17 protein-coding genes, 5 tRNA genes, 1 pseudogene and 1 riboswitch are annotated in these 22,380 nt (G+C 32.4%); of the genes and pseudogenes, 5 read left to right on the forward strand and 18 right to left on the reverse strand.

The window, feature by feature from the left end; genetic code table 11:
* Positions 1-111: 111 nt before the first annotated feature.
* Positions 112-876 (reverse strand): type I 3-dehydroquinate dehydratase, encoded by a 765-nt coding sequence (aroD, locus tag ACWJJ7_RS10180; RefSeq protein WP_462962038.1) that lies wholly within the window; start codon positions 874-876, stop codon positions 112-114.
* A 731-nt stretch (positions 877-1,607) separates the two neighbouring features.
* Here aroD and arcA point away from each other — a divergent pair.
* The 4 genes from arcA to arcC all read left to right on the forward strand — a co-directional run bounded on the left by arcA (position 1,608) and on the right by arcC (position 6,408).
* Positions 1,608-2,831 (forward strand): arginine deiminase, encoded by a 1,224-nt coding sequence (arcA, locus tag ACWJJ7_RS10185; RefSeq protein WP_462962039.1) that lies wholly within the window; start codon positions 1,608-1,610, stop codon positions 2,829-2,831.
* A gap of 27 nt (positions 2,832-2,858) precedes the next feature.
* Positions 2,859-3,857, forward strand: a complete 999-nt coding sequence (gene argF / locus ACWJJ7_RS10190; protein WP_462962040.1) for an ornithine carbamoyltransferase — start codon at positions 2,859-2,861, stop codon at positions 3,855-3,857.
* A 102-nt stretch (positions 3,858-3,959) separates the two neighbouring features.
* Positions 3,960-5,372, forward strand: coding sequence for a basic amino acid/polyamine antiporter (locus tag ACWJJ7_RS10195; protein ID WP_462962041.1), 1,413 nt, complete (start codon positions 3,960-3,962; stop codon positions 5,370-5,372).
* An 85-nt stretch (positions 5,373-5,457) separates the two neighbouring features.
* Positions 5,458-6,408 (forward strand): carbamate kinase, encoded by a 951-nt coding sequence (gene arcC / locus ACWJJ7_RS10200; protein WP_462962042.1) that lies wholly within the window; start codon positions 5,458-5,460, stop codon positions 6,406-6,408.
* A 41-nt stretch (positions 6,409-6,449) separates the two neighbouring features.
* Here arcC and ACWJJ7_RS10205 read toward each other — a convergent pair.
* From ACWJJ7_RS10205 to ACWJJ7_RS10265, 13 genes and pseudogenes are all read right to left on the reverse strand, one after another.
* A pseudogene (locus tag ACWJJ7_RS10205) lies at positions 6,450-6,730 on the reverse strand (alanine:cation symporter family protein).
* Positions 6,723-7,830 (reverse strand): peptide chain release factor 2 gene (prfB, locus tag ACWJJ7_RS10210; RefSeq protein ID WP_462962043.1). Its coding sequence is split into 2 segments (ribosomal slippage): positions 6,723-7,751 and positions 7,753-7,830, totalling 1,107 coding nucleotides; the frame shifts between segments, so codons are not numbered across the junction. Before prfB ends, ACWJJ7_RS10205 begins: the two are co-directional and overlap by 8 nt.
* A 138-nt stretch (positions 7,831-7,968) precedes the next feature.
* A complete protein-coding gene (gene secA / locus ACWJJ7_RS10215) occupies positions 7,969-10,470 on the reverse strand; it encodes a preprotein translocase subunit SecA (protein ID WP_462962044.1) in 2,502 nt (833 codons plus the stop codon).
* A gap of 173 nt (positions 10,471-10,643) precedes the next feature.
* Positions 10,644-11,177 carry a ribosome hibernation-promoting factor, HPF/YfiA family gene (gene hpf / locus ACWJJ7_RS10220; RefSeq protein WP_165413081.1) on the reverse strand — a complete coding sequence of 178 codons (534 nt, stop codon included), beginning with the start codon at positions 11,175-11,177 and terminating at the stop codon, positions 10,644-10,646.
* 422 nt (positions 11,178-11,599) lie between these two features.
* Positions 11,600-12,280: a ComF family protein gene (locus ACWJJ7_RS10225; RefSeq protein ID WP_462962045.1), complete on the reverse strand. Its 681-nt coding sequence runs from the start codon at positions 12,278-12,280 to the stop codon at positions 11,600-11,602.
* Positions 12,253-13,281, reverse strand: coding sequence for a hypothetical protein (locus ACWJJ7_RS10230; protein ID WP_462962046.1), 1,029 nt, complete (start codon positions 13,279-13,281; stop codon positions 12,253-12,255). The genes ACWJJ7_RS10225 and ACWJJ7_RS10230 overlap by 28 nt, the downstream gene beginning before the upstream one ends.
* Before the next feature lie 45 nt (positions 13,282-13,326).
* The gene (gene recD2 / locus ACWJJ7_RS10235; RefSeq protein ID WP_462962047.1) at positions 13,327-15,558 is read right to left on the reverse strand and encodes an SF1B family DNA helicase RecD2; all 2,232 of its coding nucleotides are present in this window, start codon (positions 15,556-15,558) and stop codon (positions 13,327-13,329) included.
* A gap of 203 nt (positions 15,559-15,761) precedes the next feature.
* Positions 15,762-16,937, reverse strand: coding sequence for a methionine adenosyltransferase (metK, locus tag ACWJJ7_RS10240; protein WP_462962048.1), 1,176 nt, complete (start codon positions 16,935-16,937; stop codon positions 15,762-15,764).
* Between the two features lie 86 nt (positions 16,938-17,023).
* A riboswitch (SAM riboswitch) is annotated at positions 17,024-17,126 on the reverse strand.
* Between the two features lie 101 nt (positions 17,127-17,227).
* Positions 17,228-17,312, reverse strand: a tRNA-Tyr gene (locus ACWJJ7_RS10245).
* A 5-nt stretch (positions 17,313-17,317) separates the two neighbouring features.
* A tRNA-Thr gene (locus ACWJJ7_RS10250) sits at positions 17,318-17,392 on the reverse strand.
* 32 nt (positions 17,393-17,424) lie between these two features.
* Positions 17,425-17,500: transfer RNA gene (locus ACWJJ7_RS10255), tRNA-Val, on the reverse strand.
* 42 nt (positions 17,501-17,542) lie between these two features.
* Positions 17,543-17,627 (reverse strand) — tRNA-Tyr (locus tag ACWJJ7_RS10260).
* A gap of 5 nt (positions 17,628-17,632) precedes the next feature.
* Positions 17,633-17,707, reverse strand: a tRNA-Thr gene (locus tag ACWJJ7_RS10265).
* Between the two features lie 351 nt (positions 17,708-18,058).
* Here ACWJJ7_RS10265 and yyaC point away from each other — a divergent pair.
* On the forward strand, positions 18,059-18,613 hold the full coding sequence (gene yyaC / locus ACWJJ7_RS10270; RefSeq protein WP_462962049.1) for a spore protease YyaC: 555 nt from the start codon (positions 18,059-18,061) through the stop codon (positions 18,611-18,613).
* A gap of 105 nt (positions 18,614-18,718) precedes the next feature.
* On the opposite strand, the gene mreB is transcribed toward yyaC, so the two are convergent.
* The 4 genes from mreB to spoIID form a co-directional block, all read right to left on the reverse strand.
* Positions 18,719-19,753 (reverse strand): rod shape-determining protein MreB, encoded by a 1,035-nt coding sequence (gene mreB / locus ACWJJ7_RS10275; RefSeq protein ID WP_462962050.1) that lies wholly within the window; start codon positions 19,751-19,753, stop codon positions 18,719-18,721.
* 126 nt (positions 19,754-19,879) lie between these two features.
* The gene (gene spoIIID / locus ACWJJ7_RS10280) at positions 19,880-20,134 is read right to left on the reverse strand and encodes a sporulation transcriptional regulator SpoIIID (RefSeq protein ID WP_462962051.1); all 255 of its coding nucleotides are present in this window, start codon (positions 20,132-20,134) and stop codon (positions 19,880-19,882) included.
* A gap of 119 nt (positions 20,135-20,253) precedes the next feature.
* Positions 20,254-21,033 (reverse strand): peptidoglycan DD-metalloendopeptidase family protein, encoded by a 780-nt coding sequence (locus tag ACWJJ7_RS10285; protein WP_462962052.1) that lies wholly within the window; start codon positions 21,031-21,033, stop codon positions 20,254-20,256.
* Positions 21,034-21,270: 237 nt separating this feature from the next.
* A complete protein-coding gene (gene spoIID, locus ACWJJ7_RS10290) occupies positions 21,271-22,314 on the reverse strand; it encodes a stage II sporulation protein D (protein ID WP_462962053.1) in 1,044 nt (347 codons plus the stop codon).
* Between the last annotated feature and the right edge of the window lie 66 nt (positions 22,315-22,380).

Below are 22,380 nucleotides of genomic sequence, written 5' to 3' on the forward strand. Positions count from 1 at the left end.
TATACTCCCACTGAAGTTTTCTATTTGTTAGGGCATGTAACTTCCACCTATAGAAGTGAGAGACTTTCCTTCTGAAATGTCGTTAAATCATCCTATTGCAGTCTAATTTTTTTACGTATTATTATGAAGTAATTGAATAGTTCTACGTAATTCTACTACAGCAATTTGACCTGGTGCAGAAGCCTTCTTGACTGCGCCAAATGTTAATGCGGAGCCAAATAATTCACCTGATAGTCTACTGATAAGCCCTTTTTCTGCCATAGAAATTGTAATAATAGGCCCTTCCGCATATCTTTCATTCATAATACGCGTTGCATCTAACAGTACAATCACATCCTCTGCACAAGTAGGCATTACTGCGATTTTAGGAATATCTGCGCCTAATCCTTGAGCCTTACGTAATCGAGATATAATTTCTTCTTTCTCTGGCGTATTATGAAAATCATGATTAGATATAATAACCGCTACGCCATTTGCATGTGCTGCTTCAACTAATTCTTTTACATCTTTTTCATCGTTAAATAATTCAATATCTATAACTTCAACAAGCTTTGTTTCAGAAATTAATCTATTTAATTCAAAATAAAATGCAGTACTAATCTCCTTTTGTCCACCCTCTTTAGCACTACGGAATGTAAAGATAATGGGCTTGTCAACTAGCACTTTCCTAATTGCTTGTAATGCTTTCTTAACTCTCTCTATATTTGTAGCGTTCTCGAAAAAATCTACACGCCATTCTACAACATCTAAGTCAATCCTTTTTAAAATTTCAGCTTCTTCTATAAGCTGTGGAATAGTTTCTCCAACCATTGGAACGCAAATTTTAGGTAGGCCTTCACCAATTGTAACAGCTTTAATAGTAACTACTTTTTTCATTAACACCCACCCCTTCAATATAAATTGCGACACTAATTCTTTTCTAGATATAATACCAGTCATTACTAATATAGTAAAGGTTTCTTGTTTTTTCTTCCCCATATAAACTATGAATAATTCACTCAAAAATCAAAGGGAGGTAAAGCCCGCCCTTAAATCAACTTATTTATAATATTAGATTAATAAATATCTTTTAATTTCAAAACCCTTTTACCTTAAAAAATAATCCTAATAAAATTATTTTTTATTTTAGCTCTCGCTATTACTTTTTAGACATTAATATTATGAACATTTTGTTAATAAATAATATTGTTAACGATTTTAGTGCACTATTATGGGTAAAAATAAGTTTATATGCATAATTATGAGCATATTAATCAATAACATATAAGCTGTGCACCTTTTATCTAGATATTCTTATACATTTATAGGTATAAATAACCAAAAAAAAGTTTTATGAATGTTTATACTTTATTTGCAATGTTATGCATAGTAAATTAGATTATTGTGAATATTTATACAAAAAATCTAATATTCTAAATTTTCAATCGGAAACATTCATAGTATTATCGAGCAAAATAGAGCTTAGCATAAATACAATGTGTTAAATCAATAACAGAGCTTACATGTGCGATATATATAGAATTACAGTAAAATACTCGGTTTTCCTTATGTAAGCGTACACTTTATAATGATGGCATAAACAAAAACGAATAGGGGGACCAAATTAAATGGAATCATTTATAAATGTAACTTCTGAAATAGGAAAACTTAATAAAGTAATGCTACATAGACCCGGTAGAGAAATAGAAAATTTAACACCAAATCTTCTTGAAAGATTACTTTTCGATGATATTCCTTATTTAGAAGTAGCGCGAAAAGAACATGATATATTTGCAAAGATATTAAAAGAAAACGATGTGGAAGTTCTTTATTTAGAAGAACTTGCTACAGATGCTTTGAATGAAGATAGAACTAAAAAAATATTTTTACAACAGTTTTTACAGGAAAGCCACATTAGTAATAAAGAAATATATAAATCTCTTTATGATTATTTAATGTCAAAACCTACAAGAGAAATGATTGATACTCTTATGGCTGGAGTTAGAAAAAATGAGATTGATGTTAAGGAAATGCAGTCTCTAAGAGGATTGATAGGAAATCAGTATCCATTCTACTTAGATCCTATGCCTAATCTTTACTTTACTCGCGATCCAGGTGCTTCAATTGGAAATGGCATTACTATAAATACTATGCAAACTGAAGCTAGAAGACGTGAGACGTTGTTCCTAGAATTTATTCATGAATATCATAGTTCTTTCAAACAAAATGAAGTGCCACTTTGGTATGATAGAAGCCTTCCTAATAATATCGAAGGTGGGGACGAGCTTATATTATCTGCCACAACTCTTGCAATAGGATGTAGTCAAAGAACTTCACCTGAAGCTATAGAAGTGGTAGCAAGAAATTTGTTTGAAAAACATACTACTTTTGAAAAAGTATTAGTATTAGAAATCCCATCTAGTAGAGCATTTATGCATCTTGATACTGTATTTACTATGGTTGATTATGATAAATTTACAATACACCCAGAGATAGAAGGACCACTTAATGTTTTTGAAATTACAAAAGGTGTCAATGGAGAATTAAATATTAAGCAAGAAAAAGATATATTACAAAATGTATTAAAATCTGCATTAAAAGTGCCTTCAGTTGATTTAATAAGATGCGGCGGTGGTGACGCTATTGTAGCGGCGAGAGAACAATGGAATGATGGATCAAACACTCTAGCTATTGCACCAGGAAAAGTTATAACTTATGAGAGAAATTATGTTACTAATGAAATTTTATCAAAACGTGGTGTAACAGTGATCACAATGCCAAGTTCTGAACTTTCAAGAGGAAGAGGCGGCCCAAGATGTATGAGTATGCCACTAAATAGAGATAACTTATAAAAACAACAATATTAGGAGGAAATTATTATGTTTAACTTAAGAAACAGAAGCTTTTTAACTTTGATGGACTTTACTCCAAAGGAAATAAACTACTTTTTAGATTTAGCTATGGATTTAAAAAAAGCTAAGTATGCAGGTACAGAACAACAGAACTTAAAAGGTAAAAACATTGCGCTAATATTTGAAAAGAGTTCTACAAGAACAAGATGTGCGTTTGAAGTAGGCGCACTAGACCAAGGAGCCCATGTAACGTACCTTGGACCTACAGGAACTCAAATTGGTAAAAAGGAATCTGTAGCAGATACAGCTAGAGTTCTTGGAAGAATGTATGATGGGATAGAATATAGAGGATATGGCCAAGAAATAGTTGAAGAACTAGCAAAATATGCAGGAGTGCCTGTATGGAACGGATTAACAACTGAAGACCATCCAACACAAATTCTTGCAGATTTTCTAACTATAAAAGAACACTTTGACAAACCATTAAGCAGCATTTCATTTGTATATGCTGGAGACGGAAGAAACAACATGGCAAATGCATTGATGATAGGTGCTGCTAAAATGGGTATGGACTTTAGAATTGTATCACCAAAGAGCTTATTCCCAGAAACATCATTAGTTGCAAAATGTAATGAAATTGCTAAAGAAACAGGAGCAAAAATTACTATTACAGACAGCGTTGATGCAGGAGTTAAAAATGCAGATGTAATCTACACAGACGTATGGGTTTCTATGGGCGAAGCAGACGAAGTTTGGGCATCAAGAATAGAACTATTAAGACCATACCAAGTTAATATGGAAATGCTTAATAAGACCGGTAATAAAAACGTTAAATTCATGCACTGTTTGCCAGCTTTCCATGATTTAAAGACACTTGTTGGTAAAGATATATTTGAAAAATATGGTCTTGAAGGTTTAGAAGTTACAGATGAAGTATTTGAAAGTAACCATTCTATTGTATTTGATGAAGCAGAAAACAGAATGCATACAATCAAAGCAGTTATGGTTGCAACACTTGGAAACTAGCCTAAAATAATTTATAATTATAAAATTAATTGGTGAGGGCAATATTATTGCCCTCACCAATTTAAAATATGGCTAATATATTAATCAAAAGGAGATTATAAAATGGAAAAGGATAAAGATAAGAAGTTAAACTTGTCTCTATTAATCGCTCTTGGAGTTGGTTCCATGATTGGTGGAGGCATCTTTAATAGTCCAACTGATCTTATCGGTAAAGCAAACCCTCAAGCAGTAATTATTGCATGGGTAATTGGTGGACTTGGTGTGGCATTTTTAGCACTAGTATTTCAATTGCTTGCAAACAAAAGACCTGAGCTTACAGGTGGGATATTTACTTATGCAAAAGAAGGCTTTGGAGAATTTATTGGATTCAATTCAGCCTGGGGATATTGGTTAAGCGCTTGGCTTGGAAATGTTGCATTTTTTATTCTTATATTTAAAACTTTTAATAGTTTAGTAGGTGACGTGAAACCTATAGTATCATTTTTATTAGCATCTGCACTATTATGGATAATTCATTATATACAAATGCGTGGAGTTAAGAGCGCCGGAATAATAAATGCAGTTGCCACAGTTGCAAAAATCATACCATTATTAATGGTAATTGTATTTGGTCTTGCAATATTTAAATCTGGAACTTTTAATGTTGATAATTGGAAAACAATATTAGCTTCTACGGGGAATTCTACTACAGTGTTCTCTCAAGTTAAAGGAGCAATGGGTACAATTTTGTGGTGCTTTATTGGTATTGAAGCTGCAACAGTACTTTCTGAGAAGGCAAAATCTCAAAAGATAGTTGGAACAGCTACAATAATAAGTTTAATTATAACTTTAGTGCTTTATATACTTGTTTCAACAACCGCTATGGGAGTAATTTCAGCTAATACTCTTGCTGGTTCGCAGACCCCTCTAGCGGATATGCTATCAATTACTGTGCTTGGCAGTGTTGGAGCTGTAATTGTTAAAGTTGGTTTAATTATTTCACTTGTAGGCTGCCTAATTAGTTGGGTTATGCTTGCAGCAGAAATTCCTTATGTAGCGGCAAAGGGTGGCACAATGCCAAAATGGTTTATTAAACAAAACGACAATGGTGCTGCAGTAAATTCATTATTACTAACTGATGGATTAACGCAAATATTTTTACTATCGCTACTTTTGCCAGCACTTCAGTCTGCGTATGGTAATGTATTTTTAATTTCTACAACTTGTATTTTAATCCCATATTTACTTTCATCATTATATGCAGTTAAGGTTACATTTACAGATAGGCTAGGAGCTAAAGATAAGATAGTTTCTATATTAGCCTGTATCTATTCACTATATGTAATTTATGCAGTAGGAATAAATTATCTAGGAGCGGCAATAATACTATATGCAGTTGGTATATTTGTATATCTAAAGGCTAGAAAAGAAAAGAATGAATCTATTAGAATAAACGAAAAAATAGGAATGGCAGCCATTATTGTAGTTGCAATCTTAATGATTATACTGCTTTCAACTGGAAAAATTCAACTTTAAACATTATTTCAATGAAATTTTATAAAATACCTTTAAGTTGTTAAATAAATTATATTTTATATATAATATAAAAGGAGAAATGTATATGTCAAGAATAGTAATAGCACTTGGTGGAAATGCCCTTCAAGCAAATCCAAAGGATACTACAGCAGAAGCACAGTTAGTAACAGCAAGACAGACTTCAGAAGCCATTGTAGATTTAATTGAAGAGGGCCACGAAGTTATTGTTGCTCATGGTAATGGACCTCAAGTAGGTCAACTTATAGCTACTTATGAAGCAGCAGCTTCTATAAATGAAAATAGCCCAATAATGCCTTTTCCTGAATGTGGCGCTATGAGTCAAGGTTATATAGGATATCATCTGCAACAAAGCATTAGGGCAGAGATGGGAAAAAGAGGAATAAATAAGGACGTTGCAACAGTAGTTACTCAAGTAATTGTTGATCAGAACGATCCAGGATTTAAGAATCCAACTAAACCAGTAGGTTCTTTCTTTACAGAAGAACAAGCTAAGAAACTAATGACTGAAAAAGGATATACAATGAAAGAAGATTCAAATAGAGGCTGGAGACGCGTAGTGGCTTCACCACTTCCAAAATCTATAGTTGAAGAACCTATTATTAAAACATTAGTTAACGCCGGACATGTTGTTATAACTGTTGGAGGTGGCGGTATACCTGTAATTGATAATGGAAATGGTAACCTTGAAGGCATTCCAGCAGTAATAGATAAAGATTTTGCTTCTTCTAAAATAGCTGAATTACTAAATGCTGATGCATTAGTTGTCCTTACAGCAGTTGAACAGGTTGCTATTAACTTTGGCACTCCAAATCAAAAGAATCTTTCGGTAATAACTGTTGAAGAAGCTAAAACCTATATTAAAGAAGGACATTTTGCTCCTGGTTCTATGCTTCCAAAAATAAAAGCAGCTCTTGCTTTCGTTGAAGCAAAAGAAGGCAGAAAAGCAATTATAACATCACTCGAAAAGGCTAGAGAAGCAATAAGCGGAACAGCAGGAACAGTGATAACTAAATAATACACTTTGCATGTAAATCATAAGATGAAAATGCTTATGACCTATACATAACAAAAATAAAAAATCCAGTAGAATATGTAATATATTCTGCTGGATTTTTTATTTATACCTATCTTTTTCATTCGCCCTTTATAAACTTGACCAAGAGTACATTCTATGAAGGAAGAACCTGCACCAAGAAAAGCAATAGCCCATATCCCAAAACAGCACCAGGTCCGCCCATTGCTATGCCAGTAGCAAGGCTGGCTATATTACCTGTGCCGACGTGACCAACCACTAACATTGCAAATGCTTGAAATGAGATACACCTGAAGTTATTTATTGTTCTGCCTTAAGTACGCCTCAATGAAAATATCAATATCCCCATCCATAACTGCATCTACATTACCCATTTCTGTATTAGTCCTATGATCCTTGACCAAATTATATGGATGAAATACATAAGATCTAATTTGACTTCCCCAACCATTTTCTTTCAAATCCCCGGTTAAGTCTTCTATTCTATCTTTTTTAGCTCTTTCCTTTAAATCTAATAATTTTGCCATAAGCATCTTCATCGCAGTTTGTTTATTACTATGCTGACTTCTTTCATTTTGACACTGTACTACTATACCCGTAGGTATATGGGTAATCCTTATGGCTGAGTCAGTTTTATTTACATGTTGACCTCCTGCCCCTCCAGATCTATAAGTATCTATTCTGAGGTCATCAGGCTTTATTTCAACATCTTGATTATCGGTAAGCTCTGGAAGTACTTCACAAGATGCAAACGAAGTCTGCCTCTTACCATTTGCATTAAAAGGTGAAATTCTTACTAACCTATGCACTCCCTTTTCGGCCATTAAATATCCATAGGCATATTCGCCAGTTATTTTTAATGTCACTGCTTTAATACCCGCTTCATCAGATGGCTGATAATCTAAAACTTCGATCTTATATCCCTTCTTTTCACACCACCTTGAGTACATTCTATAAAGCATTTCTGTCCAATCTTGAGCATCACTTCCACCTGCACCGGTATGAAGCGTTAAAATCGCATTATTTATATCATAGTTCCCAGATAATAAAATTTCTATCCTGAACCTATCTGTATCCAGCGTTAGGTCTTTTAATTCACTTTTCATTTCTGCTATAGAGGAATCATCTTCTTCCTCCTCACTTAGTTCAATTAACACTTCCAAATCTTCTATCTTACTAATTATTAAATTAAATCTATCAATTCTATCTTTAATACCCTTAGCTTTTTGAGTAACTTGTTGTGCCGCTTTTATATCCTGCCAAAAGCTCGTCTCCTGCATTGTAAACTCAAGTTCTTTTAATTGTTTTTCCATAGATGCTACGTCAAAGAGACACCCTAATCTCTTCTACATTACTTTTTAATACGTTTAATTCACTTATTGTTTCTTCGATTAGTATTATCAATTATAGCACCTCTTTCATTATATTTGAAAAGGGATAAGCAAGAATCAATTGCTCATCCCTTTTCAGTTGAAAATTGACAGTTTTGTATTTCCAACTATTATTATCCCTTATGCGGTTGTCTGAAGTTATTAATAATTATTAACCTCTGCCACAGCAATTTTTGTATTTCTTCCCTGAACCACAAGAACATTCATCATTTCTTCCTTGTTTAGTTACTTTTTTAATTGGCTCATTTTTAATGGAATTATCATGATTTGTTGATGTAATCTTAGAAACCATTTCTCTCTCAGGTGCTTTTTCTATTTGCACGTGAAATAAGTATTTAACAGTTTCCGTCTTTATAATTTCAATCATCTCAGCAAACATATCGCTACCTTCCATTTGGTAGGCTTGTGATGGATCCTGTTGCTTATAAGCTCTAAGTCCAATGCCCTGCTTTAAATGTTCCATCTCATCGATATGATCCATCCATTTACTATCCACTACCCTTAGAAGAATAACCCTTTCGACTTCTCTTATTTGTTCGTCACCAAAATTTTCTTCTTTTTGATCATAGATTTTTTTAGCTATTTCTAAAAGAGTATTTTTAATTTCCTCATTAGATGTTTTAGAAAGTTCTTCTATTGAAACCATACCCTTTGGAAGATATATTTCTTCAAGATAGTTAATAAGTTTTACTAATTCCTCATCAAAACTTTCCTCAATTCCACTAATATGTGAATCAACTGCAGTGAAAACAACATCTTGTATCATTTCTTCAATTTGATCTTTTATGTTTTCGCCTTGAAGAACCTCTGTTCTTTGTCTATAAATTATTTCTCTCTGTTGGTTCATTACATCATCATATTGAACAACATTTTTTCTTATATCAAAGTTATTTCCTTCAACTTTCTTTTGAGCACTTTCTATAGCACCACTTACCATCTTGCTTTCAATAGCGTCCTCATCAGTTAATCCTAATTTTCCTACAACCCCTTGAAGTCTTTCAGACCCAAATATTCTCATTAAATCATCTTCGAGTGATATGTAAAATCTTGAGCTTCCAGTATCTCCCTGACGACCAGCACGGCCCCTAAGCTGATTATCAATACGTCTAGATTCATGTCTTTCAGTTCCAATTATCTTGAGTCCACCAACTTCAACAACGCCTTCTTCAAGCTTAATATCTGTACCACGACCCGCCATATTAGTTGCTATGGTAACCATGCCACGTGCTCCTGCATGAGAGACTATGTCCGCTTCTCTTTCATGATATTTAGCATTAAGTACTTGATGAGGAATTCCTCTTTTTTTAAGCATATCAGATAATAATTCTGATTTTTCTATACTAACAGTTCCTACGAGAACGGGCTGCTTGTTTTTATAAGTTTCAACTATTTCATCTACTATAGCTTTATATTTCCCATTTACAGTTTTAAACACTAAATCTGCGTTATCAATTCTTGTTAATGGCATATTCGTAGGTATTACTATTACATCCAATCCGTATATTTCTCTAAATTCATTTTCTTCTGTAAGCGCAGTTCCAGTCATGCCCGATAACTTATTATACATTCTAAAATAGTTCTGGAAGGTAATGGTTGCAAGAGTTTTTGACTCTTTTTCAATTTTGACGCTCTCTTTCGCTTCAATAGCTTGGTGAAGCCCATCGCTATATCTTCTGCCTTCCATGAGTCTTCCAGTAAACTCATCCACTATAATAACTTGACCATCCTTTGCCATATAATCTTTATCTTTTCTCATGATGAAGTTTGCTTTTAAAGCTTGAACTGTATGGTGCTGTATACCCATATTTTCTGCATCAGCATAATTCTCTAAATGAAAATATTTTTCCGCTTTATCTATACCAGCATCAGATAATATGACAGCACTAGCTTTTTCATCTATAGTATAATCTTCTTCCTTCACTAGACCCTTAACAAAATAATCTGCTACTTTATAGAAATCCGTAGATTTTTCTCCTTCTCCAGATATTATAAGCGGTGTTCTAGCTTCATCTATTAATATAGAATCAACCTCATCCACGATTACAAAGTTTAATTTTCTTTGAACTCTTTCTTCTTTATAAACAACCATATTATCTCTTAAATAGTCAAACCCAAATTCGTTATTTGTCCCATATGTTATATCTGAATTATAGGCCGCTTGCCTTTGTGTTTGATCTAAATCATGAATAATTACGCCTACAGAAATACCTAAGAATTCGTGTATTCGTCCCATGTCATCGCTATCTCTTTTGGCAAGGTAGTCATTAACTGTAATTATGTGAACACCATTTCCTGTTAACGCATTCAAATATGAAGGAAGTGTAGCCACTAAGGTCTTTCCTTCACCAGTTTTCATTTCTGTTATTCTTCCTTGGTGCAGTACTATTCCACCAATTAGTTGTACTCTAAAATGCTTCATGTTAAGAACTCTCCATGAAGCTTCTCTAACCACCGCAAAGGCTTCAGGTAATATATCCTCTAAAGTCTCTCCTTTATTTAATCTAGTTTTAAATTCTTCTGTTTTTGATTTAAGTTCTTCATCACTTAAACCAGTCATAAACGAATCCAATTCTTCTATTTTATCTACTGTTGAAATTATTCTTTTTATTTCTCTATCACTATAACTACCAAATAACTTTTCAAAAAATTTCATACTTTTCATCCTCACTATTCATTTTAATAGTTCCTAAATATATACCTAAAATTATACCACTTAATTTGTTGCTGTTCAACTTATATAAACTTTGAAAAATATTATAATATTTTTCAAAGTTAAAAAGGATTAAAGTAAGTAAATTTACTTTAATCCTTTAAATTTAATATATTTTAAAATTCTGGTTCTATCAAACCATAATTTCCATCTTTTCTTTTATATACTACATTTACCTCTGAACTACCATCACTCATATATACGAAGAAACTATGACCAACGAGTTCCATTTGAAGTACTGCTTCCTCTGCTGACATAGGTTTAAATGCAAATTTTTTCATCTTTACTATCTTAGGATCTATACCATCATCTTCGTTCTTATCATATTTTGGTATGCCTTGAAATTTAAGAGACGTTCCCCTATTCCTTTTTTCTAATTTTGTTTTATTTTTTCTAATTTGTCTTTCTAATTTATCAACAACAATATCTAATGAGGTATACATATCTTCATTTTGCTCTTCTGATCTTAAAATAACTCCATTAAAAGGGATTGTAACTTCTATTGTATGTCTATTCTTACAAACGCCTAATGTTGTCTGTGCTTCCACATCTGGACTAAAATACTTATCCAATCTTGCTATTTTCTTGTCTATAATATTTTTCAAGGCTTCTGTTATCTCTATATTTCTTCCTATTACTTTGACTTTCATACTTCCAGCCCCTCTCTAATATCTACATACTGCTTAATTACTAAGCATGATATATGTTTTATATTTCAATTCTATTACTTTAAATGCTAAATAGCAACCATTAAAATCAGAATTCACACAATATTAATACAATTTAAATTATATTCGATATTTTTAGGTACCAATAAAATAAAAACTCCTAATATAATATTAGGAGTTTTTATATATTAAGTTAGTTGACCTGGTCTTTGACCCCACACTCGCCTGCTGGAGCTTTTGCTACCCAGAATTACCCTCTCACTACTAACACTCTCGTCTACTAAACGGCAGGACTAACCTCTAAGCCGCACCATGCTCACTAAACTTTGTTTAACTTACGTGGATCGTTTCGCCTGCGACTGGCATCGACTTTCAACCACAAACCTAACTTACTACAATAAATATTATACATTACTTTTTGCTATAGTCAATATACAAATATTATTTATTCCCTTTTCTTTCAGTCTACGCGCACAATGAAACACTGTAGCCCCAGTGGTTATAACATCATCAATAAGCAAAATATTTTTATTTTTTATAATCTCACTTTTTTGGATTTCAAAACACTTTTCCATATTGCTCCATCGCTCTTCGCCATTGAGACCTATTTGATCTTTAGTGTCCTCAGTTTTAATCAAGTTGCACACTACTGGAATATTTAAAAATCGGGATAAATAGCTTGCCAAAAACTCGCTTTGGTTATACCCTCTATTTTTTAAAGCTTTTTTAGTCATAGGTACATAAGATATTAAGTCAAACTGTAATTCATTGTTTTTTACAAGTTGTAACATGTATTCAGCTAAGATCTCACCGCATATAAAATCGCTTTTATATTTAAGCCTAATAATTAATTCTTTTACTATATTAGAATAATAAAACACTGACCAAACAAGATATTTTTCTTCATTGCGACCTATATAAAAGCTTTGTGCACAGCGCTTCAATTTTTCTCTGCATTTAGTACACAAAGCTTCACTTTCCTCACTATATCCACTACAGATTACGCACTGTTCATCGCCTGAATATATGAGCTGAACTAAACAATAAAGTATTTTTTTTATATATTTAATAATCCTCGCTCCCACGCTTTCTCATTAAATTTTCTAGCTATATTTTTAGCTTTATCCATTTGCACAGTTTCAACATTAGCTAGAAATATAGCCTCTCCCCTTTGTATACTTTCATATCTCCCAACCTTACTTGATAAATATAATAGCTGCTTATGATTATATTTAATATTATCAGCAAAATAAACTATAACATCAATTGAATGAAATTCTAGGTAACTTTCTTCAAAGTCATTAGTGACTATTATACCCTCCTCTTCATTCATGAACTTTACTTTAATATTAGCATCGCTTTTCTTACTAATAAATAAAAATATATTTTCACTTAACTTTTCTTTGAAATTACTTAGATACTCAAAGACCGCTATAGTTTTTTCCTCATCTGGTGTAAATATTATTACCTTTCTATTAGATATAATTGACCAATTCAAATATTGATAAACAACCAAAGGTATATCCATACTAAGATTTATTCTTGTAGTTATGATTCTAGGCTCTATAATCGGAATATTATTGTTTTTTAACGGAAACATTATTGGTGTGCCCTCGCTTAAAACATTCTCTACAGAATAGGCTATAGCTACACCATTTGTTTTACACATTCTTAATAATACTTTTTTTATTTGTTGCCTAGTGTATTTAGGAAAACTCCTAATATCATTATAAATAATCAAATCAAATTTTTCTTGGAGTTTTAACGCATTTCCATGATTGCATATATGTAAATACTCATTCACACTGCCATAATTCGTTTCAGGTGAATATACATATTGACCTAAATTACTAAATTTATTTATGAAGTAAATAATATCAATACTCCTCTGGTTTTCATTAGTTATATACAATATATTTTTCTTTTCATTAACATATGCAATTATAGTTTCTAACAATATATCAGAGGAGTTGTAAAACATAGATACAACATCAATTCTTTTTTTTCCGTTTAAAGAACATTTTAAAATTTCTTTGCTAATTTCATCTTTTTCTTTACTAAGGTTTAATTTTGCGTAGAAAAGCATGTAAAATCTCCTTTGCAATTTAATATTTGTTCTAAACAAATCAATCTAGTTTTCATCATGGTCCACATTTGTAACTACTATTTGCCTTATTCTCCAGCCCAAAGCAGAATACCGTTCGAAACTTCTGTTGTTATCTTTCATGAAATTAACAGCTTTTATTGCTCCCACTAAAACAACCATATTCTTTGCTCTAGTTATCCCTGTATAAAGTAAATTTCTGTTCATTAAAAGTGGGGGACCCATAAACATAGGCATAATTACAACTTCAAACTCACTACCTTGACTTTTATGTATTGTAATAGCATACGCTAAGGCTAGTTCATCTAAATATACACCTTCATATTCTACCCGTTTGTCATCATCAAAAATCACAATAACATTTTCATTATCTTCATCAATATCTTCAACATACCCTACATCACCATTAAAAATCCCCACTCCATCTTCGGCTTTTGCATTAATTTTTTTCCATTTTATAGAGTAATTATTTTTAATTTGCATAACCTTGTCGCCTACCCTAAATATAGTATTCCTATATTCCTTTTCCTTTTTATACTTAGATTTAGGGTTTAATATTTGCTGAAGCTTTCCATTTAGATTTTCTATACCCAATACCCCTTTTCTCATAGGAGAGAGTATTTGAATGTTCTTCATCTTATCCCACTCTTTGTTAAATTTCGGCAATCTGGTATTAATTAAAGCAATTATACTGTCTAAGATTTTCTCTGGCTCATTATTTTCAATAAAATAAAAATCTTTATCCTTTTTATTTAAAATAGGCATCTCGCCATTGTTAATTTTATGAGCATTCACAATAATCATACTTTCTTGTGCTTGCCTAAAAATCTCCTTAAGCTTAACTACTTTAACACATTTACTGTCAATAATATCTCTTAGTACATTACCCGGTCCGACAGATGGCAATTGGTCAACATCACCAACGATTATAAGTCTAGTTCCTACGCTGATAGCTTTTAATAAACTATTCATAAGCATTATGTCTATCATAGATGCTTCATCAATAATTAGCACATCACAATCTAAAGGTGATTCCTCACTTCTAGAGAACTGCGACCCATCATCTCTGCCTACTCCAAGTTCTAATAACCTATGTATGGTTTTGGCTTCGCGACCAGTAGCCTCTGTCATTCTCTTGGCGGCCCTTCCGGTGGGCGCAGCCATATAAACTTTCATTCCCGCTTCTTCAAATACCTCTATAATGCAATTAATTATAGTAGTTTTGCCAGTACCTGGACCTCCAGTTATAATTTCAATACTATTTTCTGCAGCACCACAAATAGCTGTCTTTTGAGACGTTGCAAATTTTATGTTTTTTTCTTCTTCGAAGTCATTAATCTTTTCTTCTATGTCTATTTCTAATTCGTCATACTTTTCTATAGATAATGTTATAATTTTTTTAGTAATAGCTAATTCACAATAATAGAAAGGCATAGTGAAAACACAGTCTTCTTCATCAATATTTTCAACTTTCAATTTCCCCTGCAATACATTATCATAAACATTTTTCTCAATTTCTTCAGCCGTAACCCCAAGAATATTTTTAGATTCTTTGTATAATTTGTTTAAGGGCATATAAGTATTTCCCATAGCACAAAATTCATTTACCACATAATTAATTCCACTTTGTATTCTAAAAGGCGACTCTTTGTCGATGCCTAAACTTTGTGCTATCTTATCCGCAATTTTAAATCCTACCCCAGAAATGGTTTCAGTTAACACATAAGGATTATCCTGCACTACCTTTATAGAGTCTCCTCCATATTTTTTATAAATTTTCACACATTGGTTAGGTGTTACTCCATATGTTTGAAGAAATATCATTATGTTTTTAACTTCTCGTTGCTTAGAATATGATTCAAAAATTAATTGAATCTTTTTTTGTCCTACACCATCAATCTCTTTTAATCTTTCAATTTCATTATCTAATATATTCATGGTGTTTTCACCAAAGTGCTGTACAATTTTTTTAGCAGTTATTGGTCCAATTCCTTGAATAACTCCTGAAGCTAAATATTTTTCTATACCTTCAAGTGAACTAGGTATTATTTCCTCACATTGTATTATTCTAAATTGCTTGCCAAATTGAGGATGAGTAACCCATTCCCCCGTTAATTTCAGGTTCTGCCCTTCACTTATATATGGCACAATGCCTACCACAGTTATCTGCTTTTTATTATCATTCAAATGAGCAATTATATATCCATTTTCTTCATTATGAAATACTACATCTTCGATTATCCCTTGTATTTCCGGCATAAAATCTCTCCTATTTATAAATTCATATAATAACATTAATAATATTATTAACAATAATATTATTATTAATGTTATTATATCATATGTATTTTACATCTCTTATGTTCAGTATACCCCTATCTTAGGTTTTATCAAAATACTGCTTAATAATCACATGCACTAAAAAGGGATAACAATTAATAATTGTTATCCCTTTTTTTATATTATACGTACTTTTTTATTTCATCAACCTTGTTTAGTTTTTCCCATGAAAGATCTAAATCAATTCTTCCAAAATGTCCATAGGCAGCTACTTGTTTATAAACAGGTCTTCTTAGTTCTAATTCTCTTATAATTACAGCTGGCCTTAAATCAAATACTTTTTCAACTATTTGAACTATTTTATCATCGGCGATTTTTCCTGTTCCGAAAGTTTCAACCTCTATAGACACCGGTTTAGCTACACCTATAGCATAAGCTAACTGAATTTCCAATTTATCTGAAACTCCTGCAGCAACTAAATTTTTAGCAACCCATCTTGCAGCATATGCAGCAGATCTATCAACTTTTGTCGCATCTTTTCCTGAGAATGCTCCACCGCCATGTCTTCCATATCCACCATAAGTATCTACTATTATTTTTCTTCCTGTTAAACCAGAGTCTCCTTGCGGTCCTCCAATTACAAATCTACCTGTAGGATTTATATAATATTTAGTATTTTCATCTAATAATCCACTTGGAACTACAGGTTTTATTACATACTCTTTTAAATCATTTTCAATTTGATCATGAATTACTTCTTCTGCATGTTGAGTTGAAATAACAATAGTATCTATTCTTACTGGCTTATTATCTTCATACTCTACAGTAACTTGAGTCTTTCCATCTGGTCTTAAGTAATCTAATGTGCCATTTTTTCTTACTTCGCTTAATTTCCTTGCTAATCTGTGAGCCATAGCAATCGGTAGTGGCATGTACTCCGGTGTCTCATTGGTTGCAAACCCAAACATCATGCCTTGATCACCAGCACCTATTGAGTCAACCTTATCAACCTCACCTGATTTAGATTCTAAGGCCTCATCAACTCCCATAGCTATATCTGGCGATTGTTCATTAATAGATGTAAGTACTGCACATGTACTAGCATCAAAACCATATTTTGCTCTAGTATATCCTATGCCTTCAATGGTATTCCTAACAACTTTAGGAACATCTACATAACAATTAGTTGTTATCTCTCCCATAACTAAAACCATTCCTGTAGTAACTGCTGTTTCACAAGCAACTCTAGCATAAGGATCTTGTTCTAAAATAGCATCGAGTACTGCATCTGAAATTTGATCACAAATTTTGTCTGGATGTCCTTCTGTAACAGATTCTGATGTAAATAGTCTTTTCATTATAATTCTCCTTTCTACTGCTCTGGAATTTCCTTGTAAAAAAATAAAACCTCTTCCAAATATAAGAAGAGGTGATTTAACCATCTCCCTTATCTTGCAGATTATAACTGCAGGAATTGGCACCATGGTGCATTGCACCGGTTGCCGGGTTTCATAGGGCCTTTTTCCCTCCACCTCTCTTGATAAGAGTTATCAATTATTAAGTTTTAATCATAATACCACATGCATTCTATAGTGTCAACAAAATCTAAACTCTCCTAAAAATAAAAAAGACATCTATAGATGTCTTTTGGTGGAGGAGGACGGATTCGAACCATCGAAACATTACGTAACAGATTTACAGTCTGCCCCCTTTGGCCACTCGGGAACTCCTCCATATATGGAGCTGGCAATAGGAATTGAACCTACAACCTGCTGATTACAAGTCAGCTGCTCTACCGTTGAGCCATGCCAGCATGCATTTTATTCTATTTTAAAGAGATTATTATGGTGGGAACAACAGGGTTCGAACCTGTGACCCTCTGCTTGTAAGGCAGATGCTCTCCCAGCTGAGCTATGCTCCCATAATTTATTGTAAACCATAATTTATTGTAAATCATTATAAATGGTGGAGGAGGACGGATTCGAACCATCGAAACATTACGTAACAGATTTACAGTCTGCCCCCTTTGGCCACTCGGGAACTCCTCCACTTATGGAGCTGGCAATAGGAATTGAACCTACAACCTGCTGATTACAAGTCAGCTGCTCTACCGTTGAGCCATGCCAGCATATTATATTTTTTATCATTTTGCCGTTTTACCGTGTCGACAAGAATTATTATACAACTTTAATTAATTAATTTCAAGTCTATTTTCTTTTAATAAACGACTTCTCCTCTACATAACTATATTATTCGCATATTTGCTCAATATTAAGCATTGATACAACTTACTATTCCCCACAAATAATTCATTATATTTTTTATTTGGTTTTCCTTTATATAATTAATATACATATGTATTATTTTCTATTAATCATTTTTTTATTCTTTTATTATAATAATACGCGGGATTTATTCATATAAATTATTCATAGGAAACTAATTATTTTTCCCAGCGCAATACAAGGAGGTATATTTCTTGAGTAAAGCTAAAATCCATTATAAAGATCCTTTAGCATACTATACACTTTCTAATTTTCTAAAAGACTATATTGACAAAAATACTTTAGTTGTTTGCATAGGTACCGATAGATGTATAGGTGATTGTCTAGGTCCTTTAGTTGGTACACTTTTAAAAAATAGTTCCTTTCCATTACCTGTATATGGCACTATAGATAATCCAATTCATGCCTTAAACATAGATAGTAAATTATCTAAAATAAATGCTTTGCACCCAAATTGTACTATAATAGGTGTAGATGCTTGTTTAGGAGACATTTCAAACATTGGAGAACTCCAAGCTAGAAATTATCCAATTCATCCTGGCAAAGGTGTAGGGAAAACCCTTCCTAAGGTAGGCAATGTTTCATTAATAGGTATAGTAGATTCAAGTGATGACAGTGAATTGTTTACTAATAGAAACATAAGATTGAGTTTGGTAATGGAAATTGCTAATGTTTTAAGCAGATCTCTTTTGCATTCATATTATTTGTACTCCCTTAACAATGAAGAAAATAATTTAAGTCCTGTTTAAATAATTATCCACGATTTTAATTCAGAAATTTCATATAATATAAAAATAAGCAATACAATTAAACTAATAATTGTATTGCTTATTTTTATAGCTTGTTTATACTTTTTATTCTGTTAAGTATAATTCTCTTCCATTGAACGAATTATCTAACTTATCCATATAATCCAATACTTTACCTGTTCCGAGTGCTACGCATGAAACCGGATCCTCCGCTAGATATACCGGTACTTTAGTAACCTCTTGTACGAGCTTACCTAAGCCTTTTAACAATGCACCTCCACCAGTCATAACTATACCTTTATCAGCTATATCTGCTGAAAGTTCAGGTGGAGTTTTTTCTAATACGGAATGTGCACATCCTGCTATTAAAGATACCGTCTCTTTTAAAGCTTCTCTCATTTCGTCTGATGATACTTCTAAATTCTTAGGAAGACCTGTAATTAAATCTCTTCCTCTTATCTCCATGCTTGTCTCTTCTTCTTGTTTATAAGCACAACCTATGTTTATTTTTAAATCCTCTGCAGTCCTCTCACCAATCATTAATTTATGTTTTTTTCTGATATATTTTATAATCTCTTCATCAAACTTATCACCAGCTACCTTAACTGATTCACGTACAACCATGCCTCCTAAAGAAATAACTGCAATATCAGTTGTACCTCCACCAATGTCAATAACCATATTACCACTTGCTCTAGTAATATCAAGTCCTGCTCCGATTGCCGCTGCTAGTGGTTCTTCTATAAGTTGGACTTTCTTAGCTCCAGCATTTCTACCTGCATCTTCTACCGCTCTTCTTTCTACTTCCGTTGCTTCGCAAGGTACACATATTACAACTTTTGGAGAAGATAGCCTTCTTTTTCCACAAGCCTTCTTTATAAAATGATTTAACATTTTTTCAGTTATATCATAATCCGAAATAACACCGTCCCTCATAGGACGTATTGCCACAATATTGCCTGGTGTTCTTCCTATCATTTGCCTTGCTTCTTTTCCTACTGCCAATACCCTATTATTATTTCTATCTATGGCAACAACAGAAGGTTCTTTTAATATAACACCTTTTCCTTTAATATATACAAGCACTGTAGATGTACCCAAATCTATTCCCATTTCTGTACCCACTCTAAAAAAAAACATTTCAAAACCACTCCTGCTCTTTAGTATATTCAATATTTAAATTATACTAAACTCTATTCTATAAAGCTATAAGAAAACCCTTTTTTAATTTTAAAATTTTTTTATAGTTTTTAGCTTCGAATGTTTTTATCCTTGTGCTTCTTTGTATTTCAATTTAGTTGCTCTTCCACCTCTTATATGTCGCTCAGCTTTATTTATATCTAAAATTATTTTTGCATCGCTGGCAATTTGAGGATTTATTGTAGGCAATCTTTCCGTCATATCCTTGTGTATAGTACTTTTGCTAACGCCAAACACTTTGGCAGTTCTTCTTATTGTAGATTTTGACTCAATAATATACTTAGCAACTTCTAGTACTCGATTTTCAATATAGTCTTTCAAGTGTTGCCTCCTTAACCCTTATATATTTATAAATATGCATTATCTTGCTTTTAAATTCCATTCCAATTAGTCATCTTCCAATATATTTTTAAAAAATGGCTAATTGAGATGGTTATTGGTTATTTCTTAGTTTCTTCAGGTTGATATTTCTCATATTTTACATATTTAGCAGGATCAACATTCTTACTACTCTGCAAAACTTCAAAATGTAAGTGAGACCCATATTCTTCCTTGAATGAATTTAAGCTTGTGTTTCCCACTGTACCAATTTGCTGCTTTTTAGTTACTTTATCCCCTTTTTTTACTAATATTTTTTCATCTAAATTAGTACTATTAGTAACAAATCCATTTTGATGATCTATTTGAACCATCTTACCTTTTTGACCATCAACGTCAGTACCAACTTCTTTAACTATTCCATCCATAACCGCTACAACTGGCTCACCTATTTTTGCTTGAATATCAATACCTAAATTTGTTCTATAACTTCCATCCGTCTTCCATACTACTGAGTCAATATCTTTTGAATATGCCCTTGCGAGTAATCCATTTGCTACAGGATTTACAAATTTAGCATTAACTGATTTAGAAACTGCTGATGCTGCATTTCCTGTTGTAACCTTTTTGATGTTTGGTACTGCTTTAAGTGCTTTATCCTTAGCTTGTTTTTCTTCTTTTACTTGAAGAGCACCCTCATATTCTTTTTGTTGCGCTTTTATAACATCTCCTGCATTTGCTTGTTCCTTTTGTAACACTTCTTGCTTGCTTGAAAGTTTCTTATTATTATTTGCTGTTATAGACGCTACTGTAGCTACTATACATAAACAAACAAATAAAATTACATAGAATCCTTCCTTCTTAAAAAAGTTTAATGTCTTATTGTTTGCGTTCTTATCCATACAAACACCTCCATTTGTATTTTTGTCCATATTGTATTAAAACATACATATTTTCTAAAATTTATTTAAGTTTATACTACATTTTAAATTATTTACTCTTAGTTTTGCTTATATTATCTCCTGCGGAGCTATTTATTATCTCCTGCGGAGCTATTTATCATCAAGTTTCTTTTTATAAAAAGCAAAGCTGATTATCCATTTTTTTATAGAGGATAACCAGCTTTGGTATATTATTTTTTATTTGGATATAACAGTCCCTTGATAATAATGAGTTAATATTTCAATATAAGTTTTCCCATCTTTCGCCATAGCATCCGCACCCCATTGACTCATTCCTACACCATGACCATATCCACTGCAATCTATTTCTACGTTGCTTAAATTAAACTTCATTTCAAAATTCGATGATTTCAAACCTAGCATAGTTCTAAATTTACTACCTGTCATTGTTATATTCCCTACCTTAATATTCTTAACACTTCCTGCCTCAGTCCTATCAATTACTGTTATTAGTTTCTTAATATTAGTTGAGGTTACCTTAGCATTATTGTAGTTGTTATTTATAATTCGGCTTAGATCTTTATACTTAAAAGTTTTACTACTCTTAAAGCTTCCTGCTCTTTCTTCACCTGGGCTTTCTACGCTCCTTAAATAAGGTATACTATCGCTAAATACCTCTTCGGAATTTTCCGTTTTTCCACTGCTAGTTGCAAAATAATAAGGTTCCATTACTAAGTTGTTGTTATATGTTAAGACCTGTCCTAGTGTCCCTTCAACTGCCATTTTAATCTTATTCCAATTTTCTTCACCAGAAGTTCCCCATTCTTTTATATGTTCTCCCTTAGTCCTATAAACTTGACAGTGGACTGTATCGCATAAATCAGCTCCATTACCATTTTTACATGTGGTTCCACCCATTTCTGTGACATGAGCTAAAGCATAAGTCCTAGCCGCCACTGCTTGAGATTTTAAGGCTTCTATTCCAAAAGCAGCTGGCATTTCCGCTGCAACAACTCCCGTAACATATTCTTCTAAATTAAGTTCTTTTGTAGTATTTTCTTTTGACATAAAAACTTTAACTTTAGTGATTTTAGCTAGTGAACTATATTTGGTAATACTTTCATTGTCTTCTACCTTAATTGCAGAGTTTTTAGTCTTATTTATACTTTTATTATTTCCTACCCCCACTATTAAAACAGAAGTAATAACTATAAATGCAATAAATGCAGTTATTAATAGAAGGATATTTTTTAAATGTACTGTAATAAAAACTCTTCTCATTTTTTTCTCCTCTCGTTACAAAACAGCCTTTACTTTATACATATTAAATAACTATAAAAAATATTA

Source organism: Clostridium sp. CM042 (assembly GCF_055080995.1).